The 23,662-nt window shown below is 71.4% G+C and carries 21 protein-coding genes and 2 tRNA genes; 6 read left to right on the top strand and 17 right to left on the bottom strand.

Features of this window, described 5'->3' with window-relative positions; translation table 11 throughout:
• Nucleotides 1-42: 42 nt before the first annotated feature.
• The 4 genes from JNO54_RS00595 to JNO54_RS00610 all read right to left on the bottom strand — a co-directional run bounded on the left by JNO54_RS00595 (nucleotide 43) and on the right by JNO54_RS00610 (nucleotide 2,626).
• Nucleotides 43-1,563, bottom strand: coding sequence for an LCP family protein (locus JNO54_RS00595; protein WP_204142139.1), 1,521 nt, complete (start codon nucleotides 1,561-1,563; stop codon nucleotides 43-45).
• Nucleotides 1,564-1,729: 166 nt separating this feature from the next.
• Nucleotides 1,730-1,933 (bottom strand): cold-shock protein, encoded by a 204-nt coding sequence (locus JNO54_RS00600; protein WP_068272603.1) that lies wholly within the window; start codon nucleotides 1,931-1,933, stop codon nucleotides 1,730-1,732.
• 166 nt (nucleotides 1,934-2,099) lie between these two features.
• Complete coding sequence (aroQ, locus tag JNO54_RS00605; RefSeq protein WP_204142140.1) at nucleotides 2,100-2,540, bottom strand: type II 3-dehydroquinate dehydratase; 441 nt, start codon at nucleotides 2,538-2,540, stop codon at nucleotides 2,100-2,102.
• Nucleotide 2,541: 1 nt separating this feature from the next.
• Nucleotides 2,542-2,626: transfer RNA gene (locus JNO54_RS00610), tRNA-Ser, on the bottom strand.
• 108 nt (nucleotides 2,627-2,734) lie between these two features.
• Between JNO54_RS00610 and JNO54_RS00615 the strand changes: the two genes are divergently transcribed.
• Nucleotides 2,735-3,097: a protoporphyrinogen oxidase gene (locus tag JNO54_RS00615; protein ID WP_204142141.1), complete on the top strand. Its 363-nt coding sequence runs from the start codon at nucleotides 2,735-2,737 to the stop codon at nucleotides 3,095-3,097.
• Nucleotides 3,098-3,108: 11 nt separating this feature from the next.
• On the opposite strand, the gene cysE is transcribed toward JNO54_RS00615, so the two are convergent.
• Both cysE and cysK read right to left on the bottom strand, forming a co-directional pair.
• Nucleotides 3,109-3,720: a serine O-acetyltransferase gene (gene cysE / locus JNO54_RS00620; protein ID WP_204144473.1), complete on the bottom strand. Its 612-nt coding sequence runs from the start codon at nucleotides 3,718-3,720 to the stop codon at nucleotides 3,109-3,111.
• 108 nt (nucleotides 3,721-3,828) lie between these two features.
• Entirely contained in the window at nucleotides 3,829-4,755 is a 927-nt protein-coding gene (cysK, locus tag JNO54_RS00625) for a cysteine synthase A (protein WP_204142142.1), read from the bottom strand.
• A gap of 208 nt (nucleotides 4,756-4,963) precedes the next feature.
• Here cysK and JNO54_RS15095 point away from each other — a divergent pair, with 208 nt between their 5' ends.
• Nucleotides 4,964-8,602: a heterodisulfide reductase-related iron-sulfur binding cluster gene (locus JNO54_RS15095; RefSeq protein ID WP_204142143.1), complete on the top strand. Its 3,639-nt coding sequence runs from the start codon at nucleotides 4,964-4,966 to the stop codon at nucleotides 8,600-8,602.
• A gap of 75 nt (nucleotides 8,603-8,677) precedes the next feature.
• A complete protein-coding gene (locus JNO54_RS00635) occupies nucleotides 8,678-9,367 on the top strand; it encodes an MOSC domain-containing protein (RefSeq protein WP_204142144.1) in 690 nt (229 codons plus the stop codon).
• Here the strand turns inward: JNO54_RS00635 and JNO54_RS00640 are convergent, their stop codons facing one another.
• From JNO54_RS00640 to JNO54_RS00665, 6 genes are all read right to left on the bottom strand, one after another.
• Nucleotides 9,368-10,366, bottom strand: coding sequence for an enoyl-CoA hydratase/isomerase family protein (locus JNO54_RS00640; RefSeq protein WP_204142145.1), 999 nt, complete (start codon nucleotides 10,364-10,366; stop codon nucleotides 9,368-9,370).
• Nucleotides 10,363-11,292: an ABC transporter substrate-binding protein gene (locus JNO54_RS00645; RefSeq protein ID WP_204142146.1), complete on the bottom strand. Its 930-nt coding sequence runs from the start codon at nucleotides 11,290-11,292 to the stop codon at nucleotides 10,363-10,365. Before JNO54_RS00645 ends, JNO54_RS00640 begins: the two co-directional genes overlap by 4 nt.
• Nucleotides 11,289-12,053 carry an ABC transporter permease gene (locus JNO54_RS00650; protein WP_204142147.1) on the bottom strand — a complete coding sequence of 255 codons (765 nt, stop codon included), beginning with the start codon at nucleotides 12,051-12,053 and terminating at the stop codon, nucleotides 11,289-11,291. Before JNO54_RS00650 ends, JNO54_RS00645 begins: the two co-directional genes overlap by 4 nt.
• Nucleotides 12,050-12,700: an ABC transporter permease gene (locus tag JNO54_RS00655; RefSeq protein ID WP_204142148.1), complete on the bottom strand. Its 651-nt coding sequence runs from the start codon at nucleotides 12,698-12,700 to the stop codon at nucleotides 12,050-12,052. Before JNO54_RS00655 ends, JNO54_RS00650 begins: the two co-directional genes overlap by 4 nt.
• Nucleotides 12,672-13,817: an ABC transporter ATP-binding protein gene (locus tag JNO54_RS00660; RefSeq protein WP_204142149.1), complete on the bottom strand. Its 1,146-nt coding sequence runs from the start codon at nucleotides 13,815-13,817 to the stop codon at nucleotides 12,672-12,674. The genes JNO54_RS00655 and JNO54_RS00660 overlap by 29 nt, the downstream gene beginning before the upstream one ends.
• Nucleotides 13,818-13,892: 75 nt before the next feature.
• The gene (locus tag JNO54_RS00665) at nucleotides 13,893-15,317 is read right to left on the bottom strand and encodes an amidase (RefSeq protein WP_204142150.1); all 1,425 of its coding nucleotides are present in this window, start codon (nucleotides 15,315-15,317) and stop codon (nucleotides 13,893-13,895) included.
• A gap of 43 nt (nucleotides 15,318-15,360) precedes the next feature.
• Here JNO54_RS00665 and JNO54_RS00670 point away from each other — a divergent pair, with 43 nt between their 5' ends.
• On the top strand, nucleotides 15,361-16,758 hold the full coding sequence (locus JNO54_RS00670) for an MFS transporter (RefSeq protein WP_204142151.1): 1,398 nt from the start codon (nucleotides 15,361-15,363) through the stop codon (nucleotides 16,756-16,758).
• Here JNO54_RS00670 and dcd read toward each other — a convergent pair.
• Nucleotides 16,739-17,314 carry a dCTP deaminase gene (gene dcd, locus JNO54_RS00675; RefSeq protein ID WP_204142152.1) on the bottom strand — a complete coding sequence of 192 codons (576 nt, stop codon included), beginning with the start codon at nucleotides 17,312-17,314 and terminating at the stop codon, nucleotides 16,739-16,741. The two genes, JNO54_RS00670 and dcd, sit on opposite strands and share 20 nt — an antisense overlap.
• Nucleotides 17,315-17,681: 367 nt before the next feature.
• Between dcd and JNO54_RS00680 the strand changes: the two genes are divergently transcribed.
• Entirely contained in the window at nucleotides 17,682-17,903 is a 222-nt protein-coding gene (locus tag JNO54_RS00680) for a hypothetical protein (protein ID WP_204142153.1), read from the top strand.
• Between the two features lie 54 nt (nucleotides 17,904-17,957).
• Here the strand turns inward: JNO54_RS00680 and JNO54_RS00685 are convergent.
• Both JNO54_RS00685 and JNO54_RS00690 read right to left on the bottom strand, forming a co-directional pair.
• Nucleotides 17,958-18,031 (bottom strand) — tRNA-Gly (locus tag JNO54_RS00685).
• Nucleotides 18,032-18,146: 115 nt separating this feature from the next.
• Nucleotides 18,147-19,034: a poly(ethylene terephthalate) hydrolase family protein gene (locus tag JNO54_RS00690; RefSeq protein WP_204142154.1), complete on the bottom strand. Its 888-nt coding sequence runs from the start codon at nucleotides 19,032-19,034 to the stop codon at nucleotides 18,147-18,149.
• Nucleotides 19,035-19,282: 248 nt separating this feature from the next.
• Between JNO54_RS00690 and JNO54_RS00695 the strand changes: the two genes are divergently transcribed.
• Nucleotides 19,283-21,151 (top strand): acyl-CoA dehydrogenase, encoded by a 1,869-nt coding sequence (locus JNO54_RS00695; protein WP_204142155.1) that lies wholly within the window; start codon nucleotides 19,283-19,285, stop codon nucleotides 21,149-21,151.
• Nucleotides 21,152-21,219: 68 nt separating this feature from the next.
• On the opposite strand, the gene JNO54_RS00700 is transcribed toward JNO54_RS00695, so the two are convergent.
• Nucleotides 21,220-21,480, bottom strand: a complete 261-nt coding sequence (locus JNO54_RS00700; protein WP_204142156.1) for a DUF6458 family protein — start codon at nucleotides 21,478-21,480, stop codon at nucleotides 21,220-21,222.
• Between the two features lie 115 nt (nucleotides 21,481-21,595).
• Complete coding sequence (locus JNO54_RS00705; RefSeq protein WP_204142157.1) at nucleotides 21,596-23,578, bottom strand: bifunctional copper resistance protein CopD/cytochrome c oxidase assembly protein; 1,983 nt, start codon at nucleotides 23,576-23,578, stop codon at nucleotides 21,596-21,598.
• Nucleotides 23,579-23,662: the final 84 nt, after the last annotated feature.

Below are 23,662 nucleotides of genomic sequence, written 5' to 3' on the forward strand. Positions count from 1 at the left end.
CTCGCACAGGTTAGCCCGCAAGGCGGGTGACCTCCAAAGCGGTCAGCCGCAGATGTCCTCGGTGGCTGTGCGCTTCTCCAGCTGGCCCTCAACGGGAGGCGCCGAGACGCTGGGCGCGGGGATCGGGTCGCTCCCGGTGCGGTTCGGGACCTCCGCCGCGGTCGGGGCCCCGGCCCCGAGGACGAGCCGCACGACGTCAGCGAGCGTCTCGTCCTCGACGAGCTTCGCACCCGGGTAGGCGGCGGCCAGCGTGCGGGCGGCCTCGGCCTGCTCTGCACCGTGCCGGATCTCGACGCCCCCGACATCTCCGGTCGGCGCGACGTCACCCACGGAGGCGACGAAGCCCTGGACGGACAGCGCCGCGCTCTCCTGGCCGGCGAGCCCCTCCGTCGCGGTGTCGTCGACGACGCTGACGGTGATCTCGTCCGGCGTCACCGTCAGCGGCTCCTCGGTCGGCTCCGGCGTGTCCTCGTCCGAGCCCGGCAGCGGGCTGTCGAGGCGCACGGCGTCCCACAGGGCGGCGGCCGGCTTCTCCTGCCACTCGACGCGGTTGGGGTCCTCGGCGTACGGCTGCGTCGGGACGGTGACGAAGGTGAGGTTGTCGATGCCGAAGCCGCGCAGGCTCCCGGCGATCTGGCGCATCGTGTTGAGCGAGAGGTCCTCGTCAGCGGTCATCGACTTCGTCGCCGCGTCGAGGAAGGAGTAGAGCTTGTCGGGGCGCAGGAGCAGCGAGCTCTTCGTCGCCTCCTGCGCCATCGAGGACATGAAGGCCTGCTGCCGCTTGATCCGCCCGAGGTCGGAGCCGTCGCCGAGCGACTTGCGGGCGCGGACGTAGCCGAGCGCCTGCTTGCCGTCGAGCTTCTGACGGCCGGCGGGGAGCTCGATCTGGGCGTCCTGGTCGACGAGGGGCTCGGGCAGGCACGCCTCGACGCCGCCGAGGGCGTCGACCATCTGCTGGAACCCGGCGAAGTCGACGACGACGACGTGGTCGACGTACACGCCGGTCAGGCCCTCGAGCGTTTTGACGGTGCAGGCCGGGCCGCCGAGGTTGAAGTTCTGGTTCCACTGGCGCACCTCGCCGTCGGCGACCGTCGAGGCCGGGTCGGCGCAGTCCTTCGGCGCCATCGTCATGGAGTCGCGCGGGATCGAGACGACGAAGGCGGACCTACGGTCCCCGGAGATGTGGACGACGAGGTTGGTGTCGGAGTGGGCGCCGCCCTCGACGGTGTCCGTGCCGTACTCGGTGGTGCCGATCCCCTCACGGGTGTCCGAGCCGATGACGAGGATGTTCAGCGGCCCGTCCGCACCACCGCTGTTCTCCGGGCGGGAGCCGGCGCCGGCGCCGATGTCGAAGCGGGAGATGTTGCCGCTGAGCTTGAGCACCGCGACGAGGGAGATGACGCCGACCAGCGCGAGGACGCAGGCCAGCGCGATCCCGCCCTTGCGCGCCCGACGGCGCCGGACGTCACGACGCTGGAGCCGCTCGTCGAGCCGGGCGCGCCGGGAGGACGCGGACTCCTCGGAGGAGGCGCCCTGGGCGCTCGGGTCGGTCGGCGTGGTCATCGCGGGGCAGGGTATCGCGGCTCCCCCTGCGCACAGGGTGCCTTGGGCGAAGGGGTGCGCACGTCACCTGTGCCGGCGTGGTCGGGGAGGCATGACGAAGGCCCCCGGCAGATGCCGGGGGCCTTCGGTTGCCTGCGGCGCGTGATGCGCTGCGGTGCGCCTCGTCTCAGACGGGGCGGACGCGGTCTGCCTGGGGGCCCTTGGGACCCTCGGTGACCTCGAACTCGACGCGCTGCGCCTCTTCGAGGCTGCGGTAGCCGGTCGTGTCGATCGCAGAGTAGTGAACGAACACGTCGGGTCCGCCGCCGTCCTGGGCGATGAATCCGAAGCCCTTCTCAGCGTTGAACCACTTAACGGTGCCCTGTGCCATGGGGTGAATCTCTTTCGTGTGAACCGTGGGACGGTGTGTCCCTTGTACTAGCTGCAAGATCCCTTACCCGCGACAGGTCCCCGACTGGTGGTCGGACCGGCGCTACGTGCTCAGTCGTACTGCAACTCGTGGACGACGCTATCAGCATCGGTGTGACGGCGCTCGCTCAGCGCGAGCATCGGACGCCGATCTCCTCGACGGCCTCGACATATCCCTTCGTCCCGCGGCCGACGATGACCACGTCGGCGACGGCTGAGATGTAGGACTGGCTGCGGAAGGGCTCGCGCGCGTGGATGTCGCTGATGTGCACCTCGACGACGGGACCGACGACGTTCGTCAGCGCGTCACGGATCGCCACGGACGTGTGCGTCCAGCCGCCGGCGTTGATGATCACGCCCGCCGCGGTGCGCCGCACCTCGTGGATCGCGTCGATGAGCACACCCTCGTGGTTGGTCTGCCGGAAGTCCAGCGCCAGGCCGAGCTCCTCGGCCCGGGCGCGGCACATCGCCTCGACGTCGGCGAGCGTCTCGCTGCCGTAGATCTCGGGCTCGCGCTCGCCGAGCAGGTTGAGGTTGGGCCCGTTGAGGACGACGACGGTCTTGGTCACGCGGCGGGTGTGGGATTTGAACCCACGAGGGGTCTCCCCCTGGTCGCTTTCAAGGCGACTGCACTCGGCCACTATGCGAACCCGCCAACCGTCCCCCGACGAGGGAGACGCCAGGCTCACCGTATCCGCCGGGCGCCGGTAGTGTCGCAAGGGACCACGTCGCCCGGCCGGGCGCTGACGAAAGGACCCCCCCGATGGCCAAGCTCTCGTTCCTCCTCGGCGCCTCCGTCGGCTACGTCCTCGGAGCTCGCGCGGGCACGGAGCGCTACGCGCAGATCAAGAGCGGCGCCGGGCAGCTCTGGCGGTCCCAGCCGGTCCAGCAGCAGGTGAGCGCGGCCCGCCACGCCGCGAAGACCAAGGCCGCCCCGGCCGCGCTCGACGCGGTGAGCGGTGCGGCGAGCGCCGCCGGCGACAAGCTCCGCACCGGGGGCGGACGCATCGCCGGCTCGAAGGACGACGTCCCCTCCTCCGTCGACCACCGGCCCGACACCCATCATGAGGGCGACCCGGTCTCCGAGTGGACCGAGGAGGGTGGCGCCCCCGCGCCCCAGCACTGAGCCCACGGCCCTCAGATGAAGATCGCGGGGTCGAGGAAGGGCAGGTCGAGCGGGTCGACCTCACGGTCGGCGACCTTCTGCGCCTCGACCTGCGGGAAGCGGTAGACCGCGGGGACCCCGGTCGCGACGGCGCCGGTCGGGACGTCCTTGACGACGACGGAGTTCGCACCGACCTTGACGTTGCTGCCGACGTGGACCGGGCCGAGGATCTTCGCCCCCGCGCCGACGAGGACGTTGTCGCCGAGCGTGGGGTGCCGCTTGACGCGAGCGTGCGAGGTCCCGCCGAGGGTGACCCCGTGGTAGAGCATGACGTCGTCGCCGATCTCGGCGGTCTCGCCGATGACGACCCCCATGCCGTGGTCGATGAAGAAGCGACGGCCGATGTGTGCGCCCGGGTGGATCTCGACGCCGGTGACCGTCCGGGAGACGTAGGCCAGGATCCGCGCGGGCCAGCGCAGCGAGCGCTTCTGCCACCAGCGGTGGGCGATGCGGTGCAGCCAGATCGCGTGCAGCCCGGCCGAGGTGAGCAGCACGACGAGCCGCGACGTCGCGGCGGGGTCACGGCGCATCGCTGCGTCGACGTCCTCGCGCACGGTCATCCACGGGGTCGGGTGCTCCGGCATCGGCGAAGGGGGTGCGAGCAGGTCCACGGAAGGAGTCTCTCGGTTCGGTGGGCTGGGTGAGGACAAGGCTGTCCCGGGCCGGCGCCGAGGCACCGGCCCGGGAGGGGCTCAGTCGAGGAGGTCGGAGAAGAGGATCGTCGAGAGGTATCGCTCGCCGAAGCTCGGGATGATGACGACGATCGTCTTGCCGGCGTTCTCCGGGCGCGACGCGACCTGGTCGGCGGCCGCGAGCGCGGCGCCGGAGGAGATGCCGACGAGCAGACCCTCGTCGGTGGCGGCCTTGCGGGCCCACTCGACGGCGGTGTCGGCGTTGATGTCGATGACCTCGTCGTAGATCTCGCGGTCGAGGATGTCGGGGACGAAGTTCGCGCCGAGACCCTGGATCTTGTGCGGGCCGGGCTGTCCGCCGTTGAGGATCGGGGACTCCTCCGGCTCCACGGCGATCATCTGGACCTCGGGCTTGCGCTCCTTGAGGACCTGGCCGACGCCGGTGAGGGTGCCGCCGGTGCCGATGCCGGAGACGACGATGTCGACCTTGCCGTCGGTGTCGGCCCAGATCTCCTCGGCCGTCGTCTTGCGGTGGATCTCCGGGTTCGCCTCGTTGGCGAACTGGCGGGCGAGGACACCGCCGCGCTCCTCGGCGATCTCGTTGGCCTTCTCGACCGCGCCCTTCATGCCCTTGGGGCCCTCGGTGAGGATCAGCTCGGCGCCGTAGGCCCGCAGCAGCGCACGGCGCTCCTTGCTCATCGTCTCGGGCATCGTGAGGACGACGTTGTAGCCGCGGGCCGCGCCGACCATCGCGAGCGCGATGCCGGTGTTGCCGGAGGTGGCCTCGATGATCGTGCCGCCGGGCTTGAGCTCACCCGAGGCCTCGGCTGCGTCGATGATCGCGACGCCGATGCGGTCCTTGACCGAGCTCGCCGGGTTGTAGAACTCGAGCTTCGCTGCGACGGTCGCGTCGCTGCTGATGATGCGGTTGATCTTCACCAGCGGGGTGCGGCCGATGAGCTGGGTGACGTCGTCGTAGATGGGCACGAGGGTCCTTCCGGGTCGGGCGATGGGTGCTCGTCGCTAGGAACGAACATGAAGTTATGCATATTCCAACATCCCGTTATCCATAGGAACAACCCGGGTCCGCGCCCCGGACAGGTGACAGCTCCCCCTTCGCCCTCCGACGGGACGACCGGGCGAGAGTGGTCACACGCGGTGCTGACCGGGGACTACGGCCGCATAGGATTCGCGCATGTCCGCTCTGGAGATCGTCGCCACCGTCATCGGCCTGACGTTGACCGTCGTCGGCTGGGCCATGCTGGCCCGCGCCGCCCGGCACTTCGTCAGCACCTTCAAGCTCGGCAAGCCCGACCCGGACCGCACCGGTCAGGCCGGCGCCCGGACTGCGACACTCTTCCGCGAGTTCCTCGGCCACACCCGCATGGCGCGACTGCCGGTCGTCGCCATCGCGCACTGGTTCACGATGATCTCCTTCGGGATCCTCTTCCTGACCCTCGTGCACGCGACCGGTCAGCTCATGGACCCGCACTGGACCCTCCCGCTCATCGGTCACTTCCCGCCGTACGAGTGGATCACCGACATCTTCGCCTTCGCCGGCTTCTTCGGGATCCTCTACCTGATGTACGTCCGGCAGAAGAACAAGCCGAGCCGCTCCGCGGGCGAGGACGGGCGCCGCTCGCGCTTCTTCGGCTCGACCTTCTGGCAGGCCTACTACGTCGAGCTGACGATCCTCGGCGTGGCCCTGTGCATCGGGCTGCTGCGCTCGCTCGAGTGGACCCTGGTCAGCCGCGACCCGGAGACGGCCCACCTCGCCAGCTGGGTGCACTTCCCCCTCACCGGATGGATCGGCAACGCCTACTCCGGCCTGTCCACGGGCACGGTCGAGACCCTCATCGTCCTCGTCGCGCTCATCAAGCTCGCGATCTCCTACGCCTGGATGATCACCGTCTCGCTCAACCCGACGATGGGTGTCGCCTGGCACCGCTTCCTCGCCTTCTTCAACATCTACTTCAAGCGCCATGCCGACGGCCGCACCTCCCTCGGCGAGCTCCAGCCGATGAAGGTCGGGGACAAGCCCTTCTCCATGGAGGTCATGGAGGAGATGGAGGACTCCGAGCAGGAGATCTCGCTCGGCGTCGGCAAGGTCGAGGACTTCACCTGGAAGGGCCTGCTCGACTTCTCCACCTGCACCGAGTGCGGTCGCTGCCAGAGCCAGTGCCCGGCCTGGAACACCGACAAGCCGCTCTCCCCGAAGCTGCTCATGATGACGCTGCGCGACCACGCGCACGCCAAGGCACCCTTCCTCGCGGCCGCCCAGGACGCGAAGGGGATCATCCCCTCGCGGCCGGCGAGCCCGCAGACCGCGCACGGCGCCATCCCGTCGTCGAAGCACGCCGTCGGCCTCTCCGGCGAGGAGACCGAGGGCGCCGTCGCCACGGCGATCAACTGGGAGGAGATGTCCCTCGTCGGGCAGACCGGCTACGACATCGACAACCCGCTGAGCGCGTACAACCCGCACGGCCCGGACGCGGTCATCGACGAGGACGTCCTGTGGTCCTGCACCACCTGCGGTGCGTGCGTCGAGCAGTGCCCCGTCGACATCGAGCACGTCGACCACATCGTCGACATGCGGCGCTACCAGAACCTCATCGAGTCGGCCTTCCCGAGCGAGCTCGGAGGCCTCTTCAAGAAGCTCGAGTCGAAGGGGAACCCCTGGGGCATGGGGGCGAAGGCCCGTATGGACTGGGCGAAGGACCTCCCCTTCACCGTCAAGGTCCTCGGCGAGGACGTCGAGTCCGCCGACGAGGTCGACTTCCTCTTCTGGGTCGGCTGCGCCGGCGCGTACGAGGACCGCGCGAAGAAGACGACCCGTGCGGTCGCCGAGCTCTTCGACATCGCGGGCGTGGACTTCGCGGTCCTGGGCAACGGTGAGACCTGCACGGGCGACTCGGCTCGCCGCGCGGGCAACGAGATCCTCTTCCAGATGCTCGCGGAGCAAAACGTCGAGACGCTCAACGAGCTCGGCGCGACGAAGATTGTCGTCACCTGCGCGCACTGCTTCAACACGATCAAGAACGAGTACCCGCAGCTCGGTGGCAGGTACGAGGTGCTGCACCACACCCAGCTGCTCAACCGACTCGTCCGCGAGAAGAAGCTCGCCCCGGTCCGCCGCCCGAGCGCCCCGGAGAAGTCCAGCCTCAAGAACGTCGCCTCGACCGCGGCGACGGTGACCTACCACGACCCGTGCTACCTCGGCCGGCACAACCAGGTCTACGCCCCGCCGCGCGAGCTCATCGGCGCCCTGCCGGGTGTCGAGCTGCGCGAGATGGAGCGCTCCGGCGAGAAGTCCTTCTGCTGCGGCGCCGGTGGTGCCCGCATGTGGATGGAGGAGCAGCTCGGCTCGCGGATCAACATGAACCGCACCGAGGAGGCCATCGCGACAGGTGCCGAGCGCATCGCCGTCGGCTGCCCCTTCTGCCGCGTCATGCTCAGCGACGGCCTGACGGCCAAGCAGTCCGAGGGCGCAAGCGAGGAGATCGAGGTCGTCGACATCGCCCAGATGCTCCTCGCCTCGGTCAAGGAGGCCCCCGAGGCTCCCGCCGCCGGCACCACGGAGTCGCAGGAGCAGGCCCAGGCCGAGCCGAAGACCGCGGTCGCCGCCCCCGCCGAGGGTGCGGGCGCCCAGGACGCCACCCCCGAGGCGCCGAGCGCCGCCGAGACCGCGACGACCGCCGCTGCTGTCGACGAGGCAGGCGAGGACGGCGACGCCGTCAAGGGGCAGGAGACCCAGCCCAGCGCCGTAGACGCCAACGCCGCCCCCTCGTGGGAGACCGACACGGCCGCCGCCAACTCGGCTCCGTCGTGGGAGGACGCGGCCCCGGCCGCAGCCGCACCGGCGGAGGAGAGCACGCCTGCCGAGCAGCCGAGGGTCGAGGCTGCACCCGCTGCTCCGCCCGCCGACGCGGCCTCGGCCAACGCCGCTCCGTCCTGGGAGACCGACGCGGCCGCTGCCAACTCGGCACCCGCTTGGGAGGACTCTGCTGCTGCCCCAGCATCTGGGGCAGCGACCGAGGCGCCCGCGGAGCCGGTCAAGATCGCGGCTGAGCCGACGGACGCTGCGTCCGCCAACGCTGCTCCCTCGTGGGAGACCGACGCGCCTGCCCCCACGGCAGAGGCACCGGCAGAGCCCGCCGCCGGGCCGACGAAGGCCGAGCCCGCGAGGGCCGATGCGGAGAAGCCCGCGGCCCCGGCCGCGGACGACGTCGCCGCGCAGAACGCCGCCCCGTCCTGGGAGACCGGTGGCGCCGCTCCGGCAGCGGCCCCCGAGCCGGAGGCAGAGTCCCCCGCCGCGACCGAGTCCACCGAGGACCACGTCGGCGGTCAGGACGAGGTCACCGGCTCCGGCGACCCCACCGCGGGCGAGGTCACCCCGACCGAGCCCGCCGCAGAGCCGGAGACCCCGGCCCCCGCCGCGGCAGCCGCTCCCGCCGACGACAGCCTCGCCGCCCAGAACGCCAACCCGTCCTGGGAGACCGGGGTCGCCGCTCCGGCAGCTGCCCCCGAGGCCACGGCAGAGCCCGTTCCCACCGAGGACAACAGGCCCGAGCCGGAGGCAGAGTCCCCCGCCGCGACCGAGTCCACCGAGGACCACGTCGGCGGTCAGGACGAGGTCACCGGCTCCGGCGACCCCACCGCGGGCGAGGTCACCCCGACCGAGCCCGCGGCGGACGCGGAGACCCCGGTCGAGGACGCCGCGACGGCCGGGAGCGACGAGGCGCCGGCTGGTCCGCCGGCCTCCGCCCACCCGGCACCCGAGGGCGTCGACCTCGACGCGCTCCGCGAGGCGAACGCCAAGCCGAGCTGGGAGTGACCCTCACCGGGTGACCGAGGGGGGATCGAGCCGCCGGCTCGGTCCCCCTTCGTCGTCTGCCGGTACCGTCACCGGATGCGCCTCGCCTCGATCCGCCGCTATCCCGTGAAGTCGATGGGTGGCGAGCCGCTCGACTCGGTCGAGATCGACCGTCGTGGGCTCGCCGGAGACCGCTGGTTCGCAGTCGTCGACCAGGACGGCAAGCTCGCGTCGGGCAAGAACGGCCGCCGTTTCCGCCGACGGGACGCCGTCTTCGAGCACGGGGCCCGCACGCTCCCCACGGGTGATGTGGAGGTGACCGACGGCCGATCGACCTGGCTCGTCGGCACCCCCACGCTCGACGACAGCCTGAGCGCGGCGATGGGCGCGGCCGTCGAGGTCCGGCGCGAGACGGCCGTGTCGCACCAGGACAGCGGGCAGGTCTCGCTCGTCGGCTCGGCGACGCTCGACTGGTTCGCGCGCGAGTGGGGCATCGACGCCGACCCGCGACGGCTGCGGGTCAACCTCGTCGTCGAGACCGACCAGCCCTTCGTCGAGGAGCGCTGGATCGCCCACCGGTTGACGATCGGGTCGACCGTCCTCACCGGCGACGCCAGGATCCCGCGCTGCCGGATGATCGACCTCGCCCAGGACGGAGCCTCCGCCGAGGAGCGCTGGCTGACCCGCCTCACCCAGGAGCGCGACATGTGCGCCGCCGTCTACCTCGACGTCACGACGCCCGGCACGGTCAGCGTCGGTGACGCCGTGCAGGTCCAGCGGCCCTGATCACGGGAAGAAGGCGAGTACCTCGTCGCGCGTGACGTCCTCGATCCGGGCGTGCCGCCACGTCGGGTCGCGGTCCTTGTCGACGAGCTGCGCACGGACCCCCTCCGCGAAGTCGCTGCCGTCCAGCATCCGCGACGCGATGACCCCGTCGGTCTCGAGCACCTCGGAGAGCGACCCCGCCGTGAGGGCGCGGCGGAGCGCCTCCAGCGTGATCGCGACCGCCAGCGGCGAGCGCGACCGGATCGTCGCGGCCGCTGCCCGCGCCTCCGGAGACGACGACGTCTCGAGCCGCTCGACGATCGCCACCGGGTCGTCACCCGCGTAGCACTCGTCGATCCAGGCCCTTGCCGCCGCAAGACCCGACGGCGGGTCGACCCGACCGACCGAGGCCGAGGGGGCGTCCCCCTTCGCCAGGCCGTCGAGCACGTCACCGACCCCGGACGACTCGACGAGGGTGTCCGCGAGCCCGAGCGCGACGGCGTCGCCGGCGCCGAAGGTCATGCCCGTGAGCGCGACGTGCGTCCCGAGCTCCCCCGGCGAGCGGGAGAGCCGATAGGTCGCGCCGACGTCGGGGAAGAAGCCGATGATCGTCTCGGGCATCGCCATCTGGGTGCGCTCGGTGACGATGCGCAGGTCGGCGTTCATACCGAGCCCGACACCGCCGCCCATCGTGATGCCGTCCATCACCGCGACGACCGGCTTGTCGTACTCGGCGACAGCGAGGTCGACGGCGTACTCCATCCGGAAGAACCGCGTGCCGTCGCCACCGTCGAGGTGCGCCTGGCGCACGGCCCGCACGTCACCGCCGGCGCAGAAGCCACGCTCTCCGGCCCCGACCATCGCGACGGCCCGCACCCGGTCGTCGTGGCGCCACGCCTCGAGCGCCTCGGGCAGGGCCTCCATCATCGAGACGTCGAGCGCGTTGATCGCCCTCGGCCGGTTGAGCGTGAGGAGACCGAGGCTGCCCCGGACCTCGGCGAGGACGGTCGGCTCGGTCACGCCAGGCCCGCGTCCTTGAGGAAGCCCTCGGCGACCTCCTTGTGGTCCTTCTTCTGGATGTCGGTCTGCTGGAGCAGCTCGGAGAGCTTCTCGGTCGTCAGCGCCTTGGAGACCTCGTCGAGGACGTCATCGACGTCGTCCTCGACGTCCTCGCGGACGAGCGGCACGACGTTCTGGCTGCCGTAGAGCTTCTTGGTGTCCTCGAGGACGACGAAGTCGTTGGCCGGGATGTTGGGGTCGGTGCTGAAGATGTTGGCGACGTCGACCTGGCCGTTCTTCAGGGCCTGGACCATCGCCTGGCCGGCCTTGAGCGGGCGGAAGGTCCCGAACTCAATGTCGTAGGTCTTCTTCAGCCCCGGGATGCCCTGGGCACGGTCCTTGAACTCCGCCGGCGCGGCGAGGGTGAGGTCCTTGGCGATCGGCTGGAGGTCCTCGATGGTCTTGAGGCCCTTGCTGTCCGCGGTCTCCTTGGTGACGACCAGGGCGTCGTTGTCCTCGGCCGCCGACTTCTCCAGCAGCTCCAGCCCGTCGGGCACGACCTCCTCGGCCGCGTCGTACGTCTTGTCCGGGTCGGTCTCGGCGAACTCCTGGTCGTAGTAGAGCGCCAGCGCGCCGGTGTACTCCGGGACGACGCTGATCGAGCCGTCCTCGAGCGCCTTGAGGTAGACCTCGCGTGAGCCGATGCCCGTCTTGGTGCTGGCGTCGACCCCCTTGGCCCGGAGCGCGCCGGCGTAGATCTCGGCGAGCAGGATCGACTCGGAGAAGTCGGCGGAGCCGACGACGACGGCCTTGCCGCCACCCTCCGACCCACCTCCCGATGTCGAGGTCGAGGACGACAGCGGGTCGCTGCCGCCACCGCACGCGGTGAGGCCGAGGGCGGCAGCCGCGGTGAGGGTGATCGCCGAGCGGCGGGTGGGACGGGTCATGGGGTACCTCCGGTGGTGGTGACGGGGTCGGTGTTGGACAGGCGGGTGGCCGGGCGAAGGGGGGTCCGCCTCCGGCCACGGGCGGGCCGGGACGTGAGCCCGGGCGAGACGACGAGGCGCTGGACGACGGCGAGCACGCCGTCGAGCGCGAGTGCGAGGAGGGCGACGAGGAGGGCACCGCCGGCGGTCTGGGCGTAGTCCTGGACTGCGAGACCGTCGATGATGAAGCGGCCGAGCCCGCCGAGACCGATGAAGGCGGCGACCGTCGCCGTCGCGACGACCTGGAGGGTCGCGGAGCGGATGCCGGAGAGGACGAGTGGGAGGGCGACGGGCACCTCGACGCCCCAGAGCACCTGGCGGCCGGTCATGCCGATGCCTCGGGCGGCGTCGCGGGCCGCGGGGTCGACCGCCTCGATCCCCGCGTAGACACCGGAGAGGATCGGCGGGATCGCGAGCAGCGAGAGCACGACGATGCTCGGGACGAGGAAGGCGGTCGTGCGCCCGAGGTACGGCCCGAGCCAGAGCGCGAGGGCGAAGAGCAGGCCGAGCGTCGGGACGGCCCGGACCGCGTTGGCCGCGGAGATGAGCCAGCGGCCCCGGCCGGTGTGGCCGACCCAGAGCCCGATCGGCAGCGCGATCGCCAGCGCGAAGGCCATCGCCAGCGCCGTGTAGAGGAGGTGCTCGACGAGCCGGTCGAGGATCATCCCGTCGCCGGTCCAGCTCTCGGCGGAGGTGAGCCAGGCGATGACGTCGGCGATCATGCGGCACTCCCCTGCCGGACCCGCACCCACGGCGTGAGCAGGCGCTCGACCCCCCGGATGGCGACGTCGAAGAGGAGCGCGAGGAGCACGCAGCCGAGGATCCCGGCGACGAGCTCACCGGGGATGTCTCTGTTGTAGCCGTCGACGAGCAGGTCGCCGAGCTGGGAGATCCCGACGAGCGAGGCGACGCTGACGATGCTCACGTTGCTCACGGCCGCGACCCGCAGGCCGGCCGCGATGACCGGCACGGCGAGCGGGAGCTCGACGCCGAAGAAGCGCCGGACGGGCTTGTAGCCCATGGCCCGCGCCGACGCGACGACGTCATCGGGCACCGAGCTCAGCCCGTCGACGACCGTCCGGACGAGGAGCGCCACCGTGTAGACCGTCATCGCGACGATGACGTTGACCCGCGCGAGGATCAGGGTGCCGAGGATCATCGGCATGAGGACAAAGAGCGCCAGCGAGGGGATCGTGTAGAGCAGGCCGGAGACCGCGAGGACGGCCCCCTTGACCCACGGGACCCGGACGGCGCCCCACCCGATGACGAGGGCCAGGACGAGCCCGATGATCAGCGGGACCCCGGCGAGGTAGACGTGCTGGAGGGCGAGCGCCCCGATGTCATCGAGGTGGTCGAGGATCCACTGCACGCTTCCCACCTCCCTCAGGAGACGACGTGGGGTCCTCCGGCGCCTCCGGACGCTCGACCCGCTCGATGACGGTCACGACCTCGGGCGCCAGCGCCGTGCCGACGAGCCGGCCGTCGGCGTCGATGACGACACCGCGTCGGCTGGGGCTGGAGAGCGCTGCGTCGAGCGCCGCCCGCAGGGAGCCGTCGACCCGGGCGAGGGTCCCACCGAGGGCGAGGTCGTCCTCGGTCACCGGGCCGTCGACCCGGCCTGGGCGCACCCAGCCCTGCGGTCGTCCGTCGTCGTCCACCGCGAGGACCCAGTCGTCGCTGTCGCCGACGGTCTCGCCGAGGCGCACCGTGCGCTCGTCGTGCACCGGCACCTCGTGGTGCTCGAAGCCCAGGGATCGGTACCCGCGGTCCCGCCCGAGGAAGTCGGCGACGAAGCCGTCCGCGGGATGGGTGAGCAGCTCGCGGGGTTCGGCCATCTGGGCGAGCCGTCCGCCGACGCGCAGCACCGCGATGTGGTCGCCGAGCTTGATCGCCTCGTCGATGTCGTGGGTGACGAGGACGATCGTCTTGCCGAGCTCGTCCTGGAGCCGGAGGAACTCGTCCTGCAGCTGCTCGCGCACGACCGGGTCGACGGCGGAGAAGGGCTCGTCCATGAGCATCACCGGCGGGTCCGCGGCGAGCGCCCGGGCCACGCCGACGCGCTGCTGCTGGCCGCCGGAGAGCTGGCTCGGGTACCGGCGGGCGAGCTGTGGGTCGAGACCGACGAGCTCGAGCAGCTCGCGGGCACGCGCGAGCGCCTCGGACTTCTTGCGCCCCAGGAGGATCGGCACCGCGGCGACGTTGCGCTCGACGCTCTGGTGAGGGAAGAGACCGCCGTGCTGGATGACGTAGCCGATGCTCCGTCGCAGCTCGGCGGCGTCCATCGAGCCGACGTCCTCGCCCTGGATGCTGATCGTCCCGGAGGTCGGCTCGATCATCCGGTTGATCATCCGCAGCGAGGTCGTCTTGCCGCAGCCGGACGGGCCGACGAGCACGGTGATCTTGCCGGTGGGCGCCTCGAGGGTCAGGTCGTCGACGGCGACGGTGCCGTCGGGGTACCGCTTGGTGACTCCGTCGAGCCGGATCATCTGGCGCCCCTTCGTCGTGGTCCGGGCACCAAACCTAAGCCCCTCGGGGCCGCTGGGAGGAGGGCGAGGGGGGGGTCAGTCCCAGACTCTGGCGAAGGGGGCGGCCGCCTCGAGCTCGTGGGCGAGCTCGAGGAGCATGCGGTCCTGGCCGCGGCGGGCCTGGATCATCACGCCGATCGGGCGGCCGTCGGAGGTGCGGCCGAGCGGCAGCGAGATCGCCGGTGCACCGGTGACGTTGTGCAGCGGGGTGAAGCCGACGTAGGCGGAGACCCGCTCGAGGTGGGTCTCGAAGTCGAGGTCTGCGGCGAGGTAGCCGATCTGCGGGGTCGTGTGGGTGAGCACCGGGGTGAGGACGACGTCGACGTCCCCGAGGGTGCGGTCGTACACCGCGCCGGCGGCGGCGGTCCGCGCGAGCGTGTACGGGAAGCGGTAGACCCGCCGCGCGAAGTATCTCGACAGCCCGAGCGTGAAGGGGTCCAGCCGCGACCGGTCGAACGCCGGGCCGAACATCCGAGGCCCGTCCCGGTGGATGGCGAAGGCGAGCATCGACCAGTAGTGGAGGAAGTCCTCCTTGAAGGCGGCCGGAACCGCAGGGCTGTACGAGTCGTCGATCCGGTGCCCGAGCGTGGCGAGCAGGTCCGCGGTCTGCCGCACCGCGACTGCCGTCTCGTCGTCCGTCGCGGGCGCGAGCGGGCTGTCGACGAGCACGCCGACGCGCAGCCGTCGCTCCGCCGGCCCCTCGACGAGGCCGACCCGCTCCCACCCCTTCGCCGGCTGCTGGGCCTCGGCGGCCGCGAAGTACCGGGCCGTGTCCCGGACGGTCCGGGTGAGGACGCCGTCGACGACGATCTTCACCGGCATCCGCGTCGTCGTGCTGTCGGCGGCGAAGCGGCCACGCGTGGCCTTGAGGCCGACGAGACCGCATGCGGCGGCAGGGATGCGGATCGAGCCACCGCCGTCGTTGCCGTGGCCGAAGGGCAGCGCACCCGCAGCGACGAGCGCGGCGGTGCCACCAGAGGACCCGCCCGCCGAGTAGCCGGTGTGCCAGGGGTTGAGGGTGTTGAGCGGGCCGACCCGTTCGGTCGTCGCCGTCCAGCCGAACGGGGGACAGGTCGTCTGGACGACGGGCAGGGCGCCGGTGGCGAGCAGCTGGGTGGCGACGCCTCCGTCCTTCGTCACGAGGGTGTCAGGGACGGCCTCGGAGCCCATCCGGATCGGCAGACCGGCCGCGAGGACGTTCTCCTTGATGGCGCACGGGACGCCGTGGAAGGCGCCGGCCCCGCCGGTCCCGAGCGCGTCCGCCCGGCGCAGGGCGCGCTCGTCGTCCCAGACGGTGACCGCCCCGAGGGCCTCGACCGAGCGGACTCGGGCGAGCGCCGCCTCGACGGCCTCGCGGGGGCTGATCTCGCCAGCCCGGATGCGTGCGGCGACGGCCGTCGCGTCGTCCGTGCCGAGGGCGTCGTCGGCGATCGCGTGGACCCGCTCCTGCGTCTGCGTCATGCCCCGCACGTTACCTGTCGGTAGCAGAGGATGATGGGCGACCGTGACCGTCCCCCCGCCCGAGCTGCTCAGCCGCTCCTCGGCCCAGGGCCGGCTCGCGCTCACCGCGGTGACGCTGGGCTCGGGCATCGCTCTCCTCGACGGGACCGTCGTCGGGATCGCCCTGCCGACGATCGGTCGCGACCTCGGCAGCAGCCTCGCCGGGTTGCAGTGGATCAACAACGGCTTCGTCCTCGCCCTGGCCGCGCTCATCCTCGTCGGCGGAGGGCTCGGCGACCGGCTCGGACGGCGACGGGTCTACCTCGTCGGGGTCGTCTGGTTCGGGCTCGCCTCGCTGCTGTGCGCCCTCGCGCCGAGCACCGAGATGCTCGTCGGTGCGCGGGTCCTCCAGGGGATCGGGGCCGCCCTGCTCACCCCCGGCGCGCTCGCCATCATCCAGAGCTCCTTCCGCCCTGCGGACCGGCCGTGGGCGATCGGGACGTGGGCCGGCGTGTCCGGGGTCGCGACCGCGATCGGCCCCTTCCTCGGCGGCTGGGTCCTCGACCACCTCACGTGGCACTGGATCTTCGCGATCAACGTCCCACTCTGCGCACTCGTCGTGACCCTCGCCCTGCGCGCCGTGCCGGAGAGCCGGGACGAGGAGTCGAGCGGCCGCTTCGACGTCGCCGGGGCGGTGGCGACGGTCGTCGTCCTCGCCGCACTCACCTGGCTGCTCATCGACGGGCCCGGGGCGAAGGGGTGGCAGCTCGCCCTGGCGGGACTGGCGGCGGCTGCCGCCGCCGTCGCCTTCGTCGTCGCGGAGCGCCGCGCAGCCCGGCCGCTCGTCCCCTTCGCCCTCTTCCGCTCCCCCGTCTTCTCCGCGGCGAACCTCATGACCTTCCTCGTCTACGGCGCGCTCGGGGCGATCATGTTCGTCCTCGTCATCCAGCTGCAGACCTCGCTCGGCTGGTCACCACTGGCCTCCGGCCTGGCGACACTCCCGGTCACGGTGCTCCTGCTCCTGCTCTCCCCGCGCATGGCGGAGCTGGCGAGGCGGACGGGTCCACGACTCCCGATGACCGCCGGCCCGCTGATCTGCGCCCTCGGGGTCCTCGTCCTCGCGGCGGTCGGGCCGGGGTCGTCGTGGGTGCTCGTGGTGGCGGGCACGACGGTCTTCGCGCTCGGGCTGGCGACGCTCGTCTCGCCGCTCACCTCGGCGGTCCTGGCCGCGGCCCCCGACCGGCTCGCGGGTGCGGCCAGCGGGATCAACAACGCCGTCGCCCGGACCGGCACGCTCCTCGCGGTGGCGGCGATCCCTCCGCTCGTCGGGCTGTCCGGTGACGACTACCGGGACCCGGCCGCGCTGACCGACGGCTACCGGCTGGCGGCCTACGCCGTCGCCTGCCTGCTCGTGGCGGGCGGCGCGGTGAGCTGGGTCGGGCTCAGAGACCGGAGCGGCTGAACTTCTGGAAGCTGCGGCTCGCGGTCGGCCCGCGCTGCCCCTGGTAGTGCGAGCCGTAGGCCGCGCTGCCGTAGGGGTTCTCGGCCGGGCTGGTCAGCCGCATGAAGCAGAACTGACCGATCTTCATCCCGGGCCACAGCATGATCGGCAGGGTCGCGACGTTGCTCAGCTCGAGCGTGACGTGGCCGGAGAAGCCCGGGTCGACGAACCCGGCGGTCGCGTGGGTCAGCAGGCCGAGCCGCCCCAGCGAGGACTTGCCCTCGACGCGCGCCGCGAGGTCGTCGGGCAGGGTCACCGTCTCGAGCGTCGACCCGAGGACGAACTCCCCCGGGTGCAGGACGAATCCCTCCTCGGGGTCGACCTCGACGAGCCGGGTCAGCTCGGGCTGGTCCTGCGCGGGGTCGATGACCGGGTACTTGTGGTTGTCGAAGAGCCGGAAGTACCGGTCGAGACGAACGTCGACGCTGCTCGGCTGGACCATCGCGGGGTCCCACGGGTCGAGGACCACCCGCCCGGCGTCGATCTCGATGCGGATGTCACGGTCGGAGAGGAGCACGACGACGACCCTAGAGGGTTCGGGTGAGCTGGCTGGTCTGTTCGGTCAGCGCAGGCGGGCATCCCCTAAGACCTGGGCGCCAGCTGTGGACCTGTGACCGGTCAGTAGCTGCGCCCCCGTACTCACCGCCGCCGCCGTCGCCCCCGCCCTCGCCGCCTCCCCCGTCGACGCTCCGAACCTCTCCACGTCTCAGCAGGGCACCGGTAGTGGGCGCCGCGACGCCACGACGCTCGTCATCCAGCCGGCCACCCTCATCAACACCGGCGGCGTCGCTGCCGAGGGCGTCGTCATCACCTTCGCATCGTCGGGCCCGGCGATCACCGGCTTCAAGCTCGGCGCCTACGGCGCGGAGCTCGACCCGGTCGCCGTGGGTGGCTCCGTCTCGGGACTCGGGACCAACAACGTCACCGTGACGATCCCGGCCGGCTCCATGACTGTCCCGGCGGGCGGGTCGACCACCTCCCCCGCAACCCAGATCATCACGTTCGCCAACGGGGACGAGACGACCCTCACTGTCACTGTCACTGCCGCCAACGGCGGCGTCCCCTTCGTACGCCCGCCCACGCTTGTCCCGGTCTACGCCGGCTGACACAGCACGAAGGGGCGGTGCCGGGATCTCCCGGCCCCGCCCCTTCGTCGTGCGTGGAGCCGGTGACGGGAATCGAACCCGCGTGTCCAGCTTGGGAAGCTGGCGCTCTACCATTGAGCTACACCGGCGCGCGCCTGCCCGTGAAGTCTCCCGGGACAGTGGCGCGGTCGGAAGTCTAACCGACGCCCGAGCGGACTGTGCGCCGGGGCACGCACCCCGGCGCACAGCCGTTGACGGCCCGGATCAGAAGGGGCAGCTGGAGCGGTACTCCTCCACCGTGGAACTGGCCGCGGGCCCAGGACAGAGGATGGGATCGACGGACGTGTCGCCGTCGACGAAGCGCTTGAGCCAGGCCAGCGAGTAGGTCGAGATCTGTGCGCTCTCGCTGTTGGGCGCGGAGTGCGTGGCCGCGTTGAGCTCGAGGTAGGCCCGGTCGGTGCTCGTGGCGAGACTCTCGTAGAAGGGCTCCGCGTGCGAGGCGACCGGCGCGATGCCGTCGTTCTCCGCCCCGACGATGAGGGTCGGTGCGCTCACCTCCGGCCACGTCTTGTCGGTGTGCCAGGGCGTGAGCGGGATGGCGGCGTCGATCGACGGGCGCGACTTGGCGGCGGCCAGCGAGCCTCCTCCACCCATGGAGTGGCCCATGACGGCCAGGCGCGAGGCGTCGACCTGACCGCGCGCTGGACTGGACCCGGTGAGGTAGTCGAGCGCAGCGAGCAGCTGGACGCCACGCGAGTCCGGGCTGTCCCAGACGGTCGTGGTGTCGAAGGTGATGACGACGAAGCCGTGCGAGGCGAGGCGCGGGCCCAGCCAGCTGACGGCCGACTGCGTCGACATGTACCCGGGCGAGATCGCCACCCCGCCGTAGCCGCTGCCCGCTGCTGGGGCGTAGATCGTCGCGGCACCGAAGCCCGGGGTCACCGACCCCGAGATCGCGGTCTTCGTGATCGTGTGGGGCCCGTCGGCGGCCAGGTCACTCGCCGACGGCGCGGCCGGATCGGACGGCCCGGGCTTCACCCCCTTCGCATGCGTGGGCGGGTCGGCGAGCGCGGGAGCGCCTGCGCCCAGTCCGAGGGACAGCGTCAGGGCGGCGACCGCGGCAATCCGCGGCGCCCAGGTGGATGAACTCATCGTCGAGCTCCCTTTCCTCCGGGGGCACCCGAGGCTCCGTCGGCCCGGGCGGTGAGGAAACGCTACCAAGCAGTAGGCAGCCGCGCTCGGCGAACACGGGAGGCCTGTGGGTCACATCACCCGCCTCGTGCTTGCTGCCGCAAGCAACTAAAGGTGAAGATGAACGGGATCGTCGAGTAAGCGACCGCTTACCGACAGCCAGCGCCGGCCACGCCGGCGTTCCGACGACATGACCAGGAGACGCCAGCATGGGTCACTACAAGAGCAACCTGCGCGACATCGAGTTCAACCTCTTCGAGGTCTTCAACCGCCAGGAGGTCCTCGGCGTCGAGCCCTACCAGGTCGACGAGGAGACCGCCCGCGACATGCTCAAGGAGGTCTCACGCCTCGCCGAGAACGAGCTGGCCGCCTCCTTCACCGACGCGGACCGCAACCCGCCGGTCTACGACCCGGCCACCTACTCGGTGACGATGCCCGAGTCCTTCACGAAGTCCTACAACGCCTACGTCGAGTCGGGCTTCTGGTCCGTCGACGTCCCGGCCGAGCTCGACGGCACGCCGGCTCCCCCGTCGCTCAAGTGGGCCTTGAACGAGATGGTGCTCGGCGCCAACCCCGCCATCGCGATGTTCGCCGCGTCGTACTCCTTCGGCAACCTCCTGCACCTCCTCGGCAACGACGAGCAGAAGAAGCTCGCCCGCTGGATCATCGAGAAGGGCTGGCACTGCACGATGGTGCTCACCGAGCCCGACGCGGGCTCGGACGTCGGCGCCGGCCGCACCAAGGCCACCGACAACGGTGACGGCACCTGGCACGTCGAGGGTGTCAAGCGCTTCATCACCTCGGCCGAGTCGGACATGACGGACAACATCATCCACTTCGTCCTCGCCCGCCCCGAGGGCGCCGGCCCCGGCACCAAGGGCCTGTCCCTCTTCATCGTCCCGAAGTTCCACGTCGACCTCGAGACCGGCGAGCTCGGCGAGCGCAACGGCGCCTACGTCACCAACGTCGAGAAGAAGATGGGCCTCAAGGTCTCCACGACCTGCGAGGTGACCTTCGGCGAGAAGGAGCCGGCCATCGGCACCCTCCTCGGCGACATCCACGACGGCATCGCCCAGATGTTCCGCGTCATCGAGCACGCCCGCATGCTCGTCGGCACGAAGGCCATCGCCACCCTCTCGACCGGCTACCTCAACGCCCTCGAGTACGCCAAGGAGCGCGTCCAGGGCGCCGACCTCACGCAGATGACCGACAAGGCCGCCCCCCGCGTGACCATCACCCACCACCCGGACGTGCGCCGCAGCCTCATGCTGCAGAAGGCCTACGCCGAGGGCCTGCGCGCGCTCGTCCTCTACACGGCCAGCCAGCAGGACACCGTCGACCTCGAGCACCGCAAGACGGGCGCCGAGGAGATCGCCGACGACTCCCCCGCCGCGATGGCCAACCGGGTCAACGACCTGCTCCTCCCGATCGTCAAGGGCCTCGGCTCCGAGCGGGCCTGGGTGCTCCTCGGCACGGAGTCGCTCCAGACGCTCGGCGGCTCGGGCTTCCTCCAGGAGTACCCGATCGAGCAGTACGTCCGCGACGCGAAGATCGACACCCTCTACGAGGGCACCACCGCGATCCAGGGCATGGACTTCTTCTTCCGCAAGATCATCCGTGACCAGGCGCAGGCGCTCGGCCACATCGCGATGCAGATCCAGGAGTTCGCGCAGGACGTCGACGCCCAGGACGGCGCCCTGAAGAAGGAGCGCGAGCTCCTCGGCAAGGGCCTCGAGGACACCCAGGGCATCCTCGGCGCGATGGTCGGCCCGCTCATGGCCTCCGACCCGCGCCAGGAGGGTGGCGACGTCACCAACCTCTACAAGGTCGGTCAGAACACCAGCCGCCTCCTGCTCGGTGCCGGCGACCTCGTCATCGGCTGGCTGCTCCTGCGCCAGGCCGAGATCGCGGTCGCGAAGGTCGACGCCGCCGAGGGCAAGGACAAGGACTTCTACACCGGCAAGATCGCCGCCGCGAAGTTCTTCGCCAGCCAGGTCCTCCCGCGCCTCGCCTCCGAGCGCGCCATCGCCGAGGCGACGGACAACTCCCTCATGGACGTGCCGGAGTCGGCCTTCTGAGCCACCCCGCCACAGGCGAAGGGGCCCGCACCGGTGATCCGGTGCGGGCCCCTTCGTCGTGGGTCGGGTCAGATGCGGTCGTCGGGGTCGACGCGGGTCTCCTCGTAGCGGCGACCGTCCGGGCCGTCGGTGGTGCGGCTGGCGGTGTAGCCGGCCGGCCGGCGCGAGCGGCTCATGACGAGGCTGAGGATGATGGCGAGCGCGCCGAGGACGATCGCGATCCAGCCGATGACGCCGAGGTCGATGCCCGCGATCACCTGGTCACCGTTGTAGGCGAAGACGATGACGAGACCGACGAGCAGCAAGAAGATGCCAAGGCCGATGTACATGGAGTGACCTCCGGGGCAGGTGACGCGGCAGAGCCCGCGTCCTCGGGACGAGGGTAGGCCGCGGCGTAGCGCTGCGGCGGGTTGCGGCCCACCCAGAAATCAGGGCCGCGCGACGTCAGCCCTGGTCCTGGGTCCGCCCGAGCGCCGCGAGGTGGGCGTTGTACGCCTCGAGCTCGGCGTCGCCGTCACGGTCGGCGCGGCGGTCCCGTCGCCTCGTCTCCCGGTCGTCGCTGCGCATCCACTGCACGGCGACGGTCACGGCGAGCACGAGGGTCGGTGCCTCGCCGACGCCCCAGGCGATCTCGCCACCCTTGTGCTGATCGGCGAGCGGGTCCGGGACCCACGGCAGGTCGAGCCAGCCGAAGAAGCCCCCGGCGAGCAGGGTGGTGCTCTCGGTGAGGATGACGCCGAAGAACGCGTGGAAGCTGATCGTCACGAAGAGCACGACGAGCAGCGCGAGCGGCGGCCAGCGCTTCGGGCCGGGGTCGACCCCGATGAGCACCCAGACGAAGACGTACCCGCTGAGCAGGAAGTGGATCATCATGAGCACGTGCCCGGTGTGGGTGCTCATGGACAGCTCGAAGAGCGGGCTGTAGTAGAAGAGCGCCATGCTGAAGAAGAAGAGTGCCGCTGCGACCGCCGGGTTGGCGACGACCCTCAGGTAGCGCGAGTGCACCGACGCGAGGATCAGCTCGCGGGGGCCGAGGGTCTTGTCGGTCCGGGCCGGCAGCGCGCGCAGCGCCAGCGTGATGGGGGCGCCGGGGACGAGGAAGAGCGGGACGATCATCGCCACGCCCATGTGCTCGATCATGTGCCAGCTGAAGGAGACCTTGCCGTAGACGCCGGGCGCCCCGCTCGTGAAGTACACGAAGGCGGCCCAGCCGACGACCCACGAGATCGTCCGCAGCACCGACGAGCGGTCACCACGCGCCCGCAGGCGCAGCGCCCAGCGCAGGTAGACACCGACCGCGACGAGGGCGACGGCCAGCCAGAGCCAGTCGACGTTCCACGACGTGAGCCAGGCACCCGAGGGCGGTGCGCCGGGGTCGGGGTAGCCCGAGAGCGCGTAGACCATCGAGCTCGGGACCTCGACGAGGACGTTCGTCGGAGGGGGCGTGCGGCTGATCGCCGCCCCGACGCCGAAGGCGGCGCCCATGACGAGGAGCTCACCGAGGACGAACCGGGCGAAGGGGGCGCGCCCCCCTTCGTCGACCTTGCGGACGAAGGTCCGCCGCTGCCACCAGCCGAAGACGCCGAGGAGCAGGCCGAGGACGACCTTGACGAGGAGGAGGAGCCCGTAGCGGCTGCGGAGGTTGTCCCAGGCGGCGATGTTGGTCCAGGCGAGGACGACGCCCGAGCCGAGGACTCCCGCGAAGCACCAGGCCGCGACGCTCGAGTAGCGGCGCAGGGCCGGGGCGAGGTGCGGGCCGAGCCCGCGGTGCATCACGGCCAGGGCCGCGAGCCCACCCACCCAGGCCGTCGCCGCGAGGAGGTGGACGCCGAGGGCGTTGACACCCGTCATGTGGTCGAGCGCCGCCGCGGAGTGGCCGGTCAGCGCCAGCGGCAGCAGCGCCAGCCACGACCCGAAGAAGCCCCACGCGAGGACCGCCTTGGAGTCCGAGCCCGCGCACGCCATGACGACGACGAGGACCACGACGGCGCTGATGATGTTCATCCGCAGGATCTGCAGGTTCCAGACGACGGAGACGAGCTGGGTCCAGAAGCCCTCCTGGCCGATCGGCACGCCCGCGAGGTCGGCGAAGGTGAGCACGACGAGGAGCAGGAGGGTGAGGATCCACACCGACCCGGCGAGGGAAGCTGCCCGGCTCGCGAGCAGCCTGCGGCGGGTCCTCGTCGTCTCGGGGACGAGGAAGGCGCCGACGAGGAGGAATCCGACCGTCAGCGCCGCCGCGACGTCGTGCACCGCGGTGACCACCGGGATGCCCCACCGGACGAGCGCGCCCGGGTCGCCCGCCTCGTAGGCCACCGCTGCCGACCCGACGACGACGGCGAGGACCGTGGCGACGACGGTGGCGACGAGCAGCGACCCGGCCCAGATCGCGCTGCCGCGCGGGGCCGGGGTGGAGGGGGCGGACATGGGATCCACCCTAGGTCCGCGCGTCGGCGACCCGTGACCGGCCCGACGGGCGGTGGCAGACTGACGCCACCGCCACACAGAAGC

The sequence above is a fragment of the Janibacter endophyticus genome, from assembly GCF_016888335.1.
GTDB lineage: Bacteria > Actinomycetota > Actinomycetes > Actinomycetales > Dermatophilaceae > Marihabitans > Marihabitans endophyticum.

Bases quoted from the DNA above. Each gene is read 5' to 3' on its own strand.
- JNO54_RS00695 (WP_204142155.1), top strand. From the start codon at position 19,283: ATGGGTCACTACAAGAGCAACCTGCGCGACATCGAGTTCAACCTCTTC.
- JNO54_RS00635 (WP_204142144.1), top strand. From the start codon at position 8,678: ATGCGCCTCGCCTCGATCCGCCGCTATCCCGTGAAGTCGATGGGTGGC.
- JNO54_RS00650 (WP_204142147.1), bottom strand. From the start codon at position 12,053: ATGATCGCCGACGTCATCGCCTGGCTCACCTCCGCCGAGAGCTGGACC.
- cysE (WP_204144473.1), bottom strand. From the start codon at position 3,720: ATGCCGGAGCACCCGACCCCGTGGATGACCGTGCGCGAGGACGTCGAC.
- JNO54_RS00600 (WP_068272603.1), bottom strand. From the start codon at position 1,933: ATGGCACAGGGCACCGTTAAGTGGTTCAACGCTGAGAAGGGCTTCGGA.
- JNO54_RS00595 (WP_204142139.1), bottom strand. From the start codon at position 1,563: ATGACCACGCCGACCGACCCGAGCGCCCAGGGCGCCTCCTCCGAGGAG.
- JNO54_RS00700 (WP_204142156.1), bottom strand. From the start codon at position 21,480: ATGTACATCGGCCTTGGCATCTTCTTGCTGCTCGTCGGTCTCGTCATC.
- JNO54_RS00690 (WP_204142154.1), bottom strand. From the start codon at position 19,034: ATGAGTTCATCCACCTGGGCGCCGCGGATTGCCGCGGTCGCCGCCCTG.
- JNO54_RS00705 (WP_204142157.1), bottom strand. From the start codon at position 23,578: ATGTCCGCCCCCTCCACCCCGGCCCCGCGCGGCAGCGCGATCTGGGCC.
- JNO54_RS15095 (WP_204142143.1), top strand. From the start codon at position 4,964: ATGTCCGCTCTGGAGATCGTCGCCACCGTCATCGGCCTGACGTTGACC.
- JNO54_RS00645 (WP_204142146.1), bottom strand. From the start codon at position 11,292: ATGACCCGTCCCACCCGCCGCTCGGCGATCACCCTCACCGCGGCTGCC.
- JNO54_RS00660 (WP_204142149.1), bottom strand. From the start codon at position 13,817: ATGATCCGGCTCGACGGAGTCACCAAGCGGTACCCCGACGGCACCGTC.
- JNO54_RS00665 (WP_204142150.1), bottom strand. From the start codon at position 15,317: ATGACGCAGACGCAGGAGCGGGTCCACGCGATCGCCGACGACGCCCTC.
- JNO54_RS00615 (WP_204142141.1), top strand. From the start codon at position 2,735: ATGGCCAAGCTCTCGTTCCTCCTCGGCGCCTCCGTCGGCTACGTCCTC.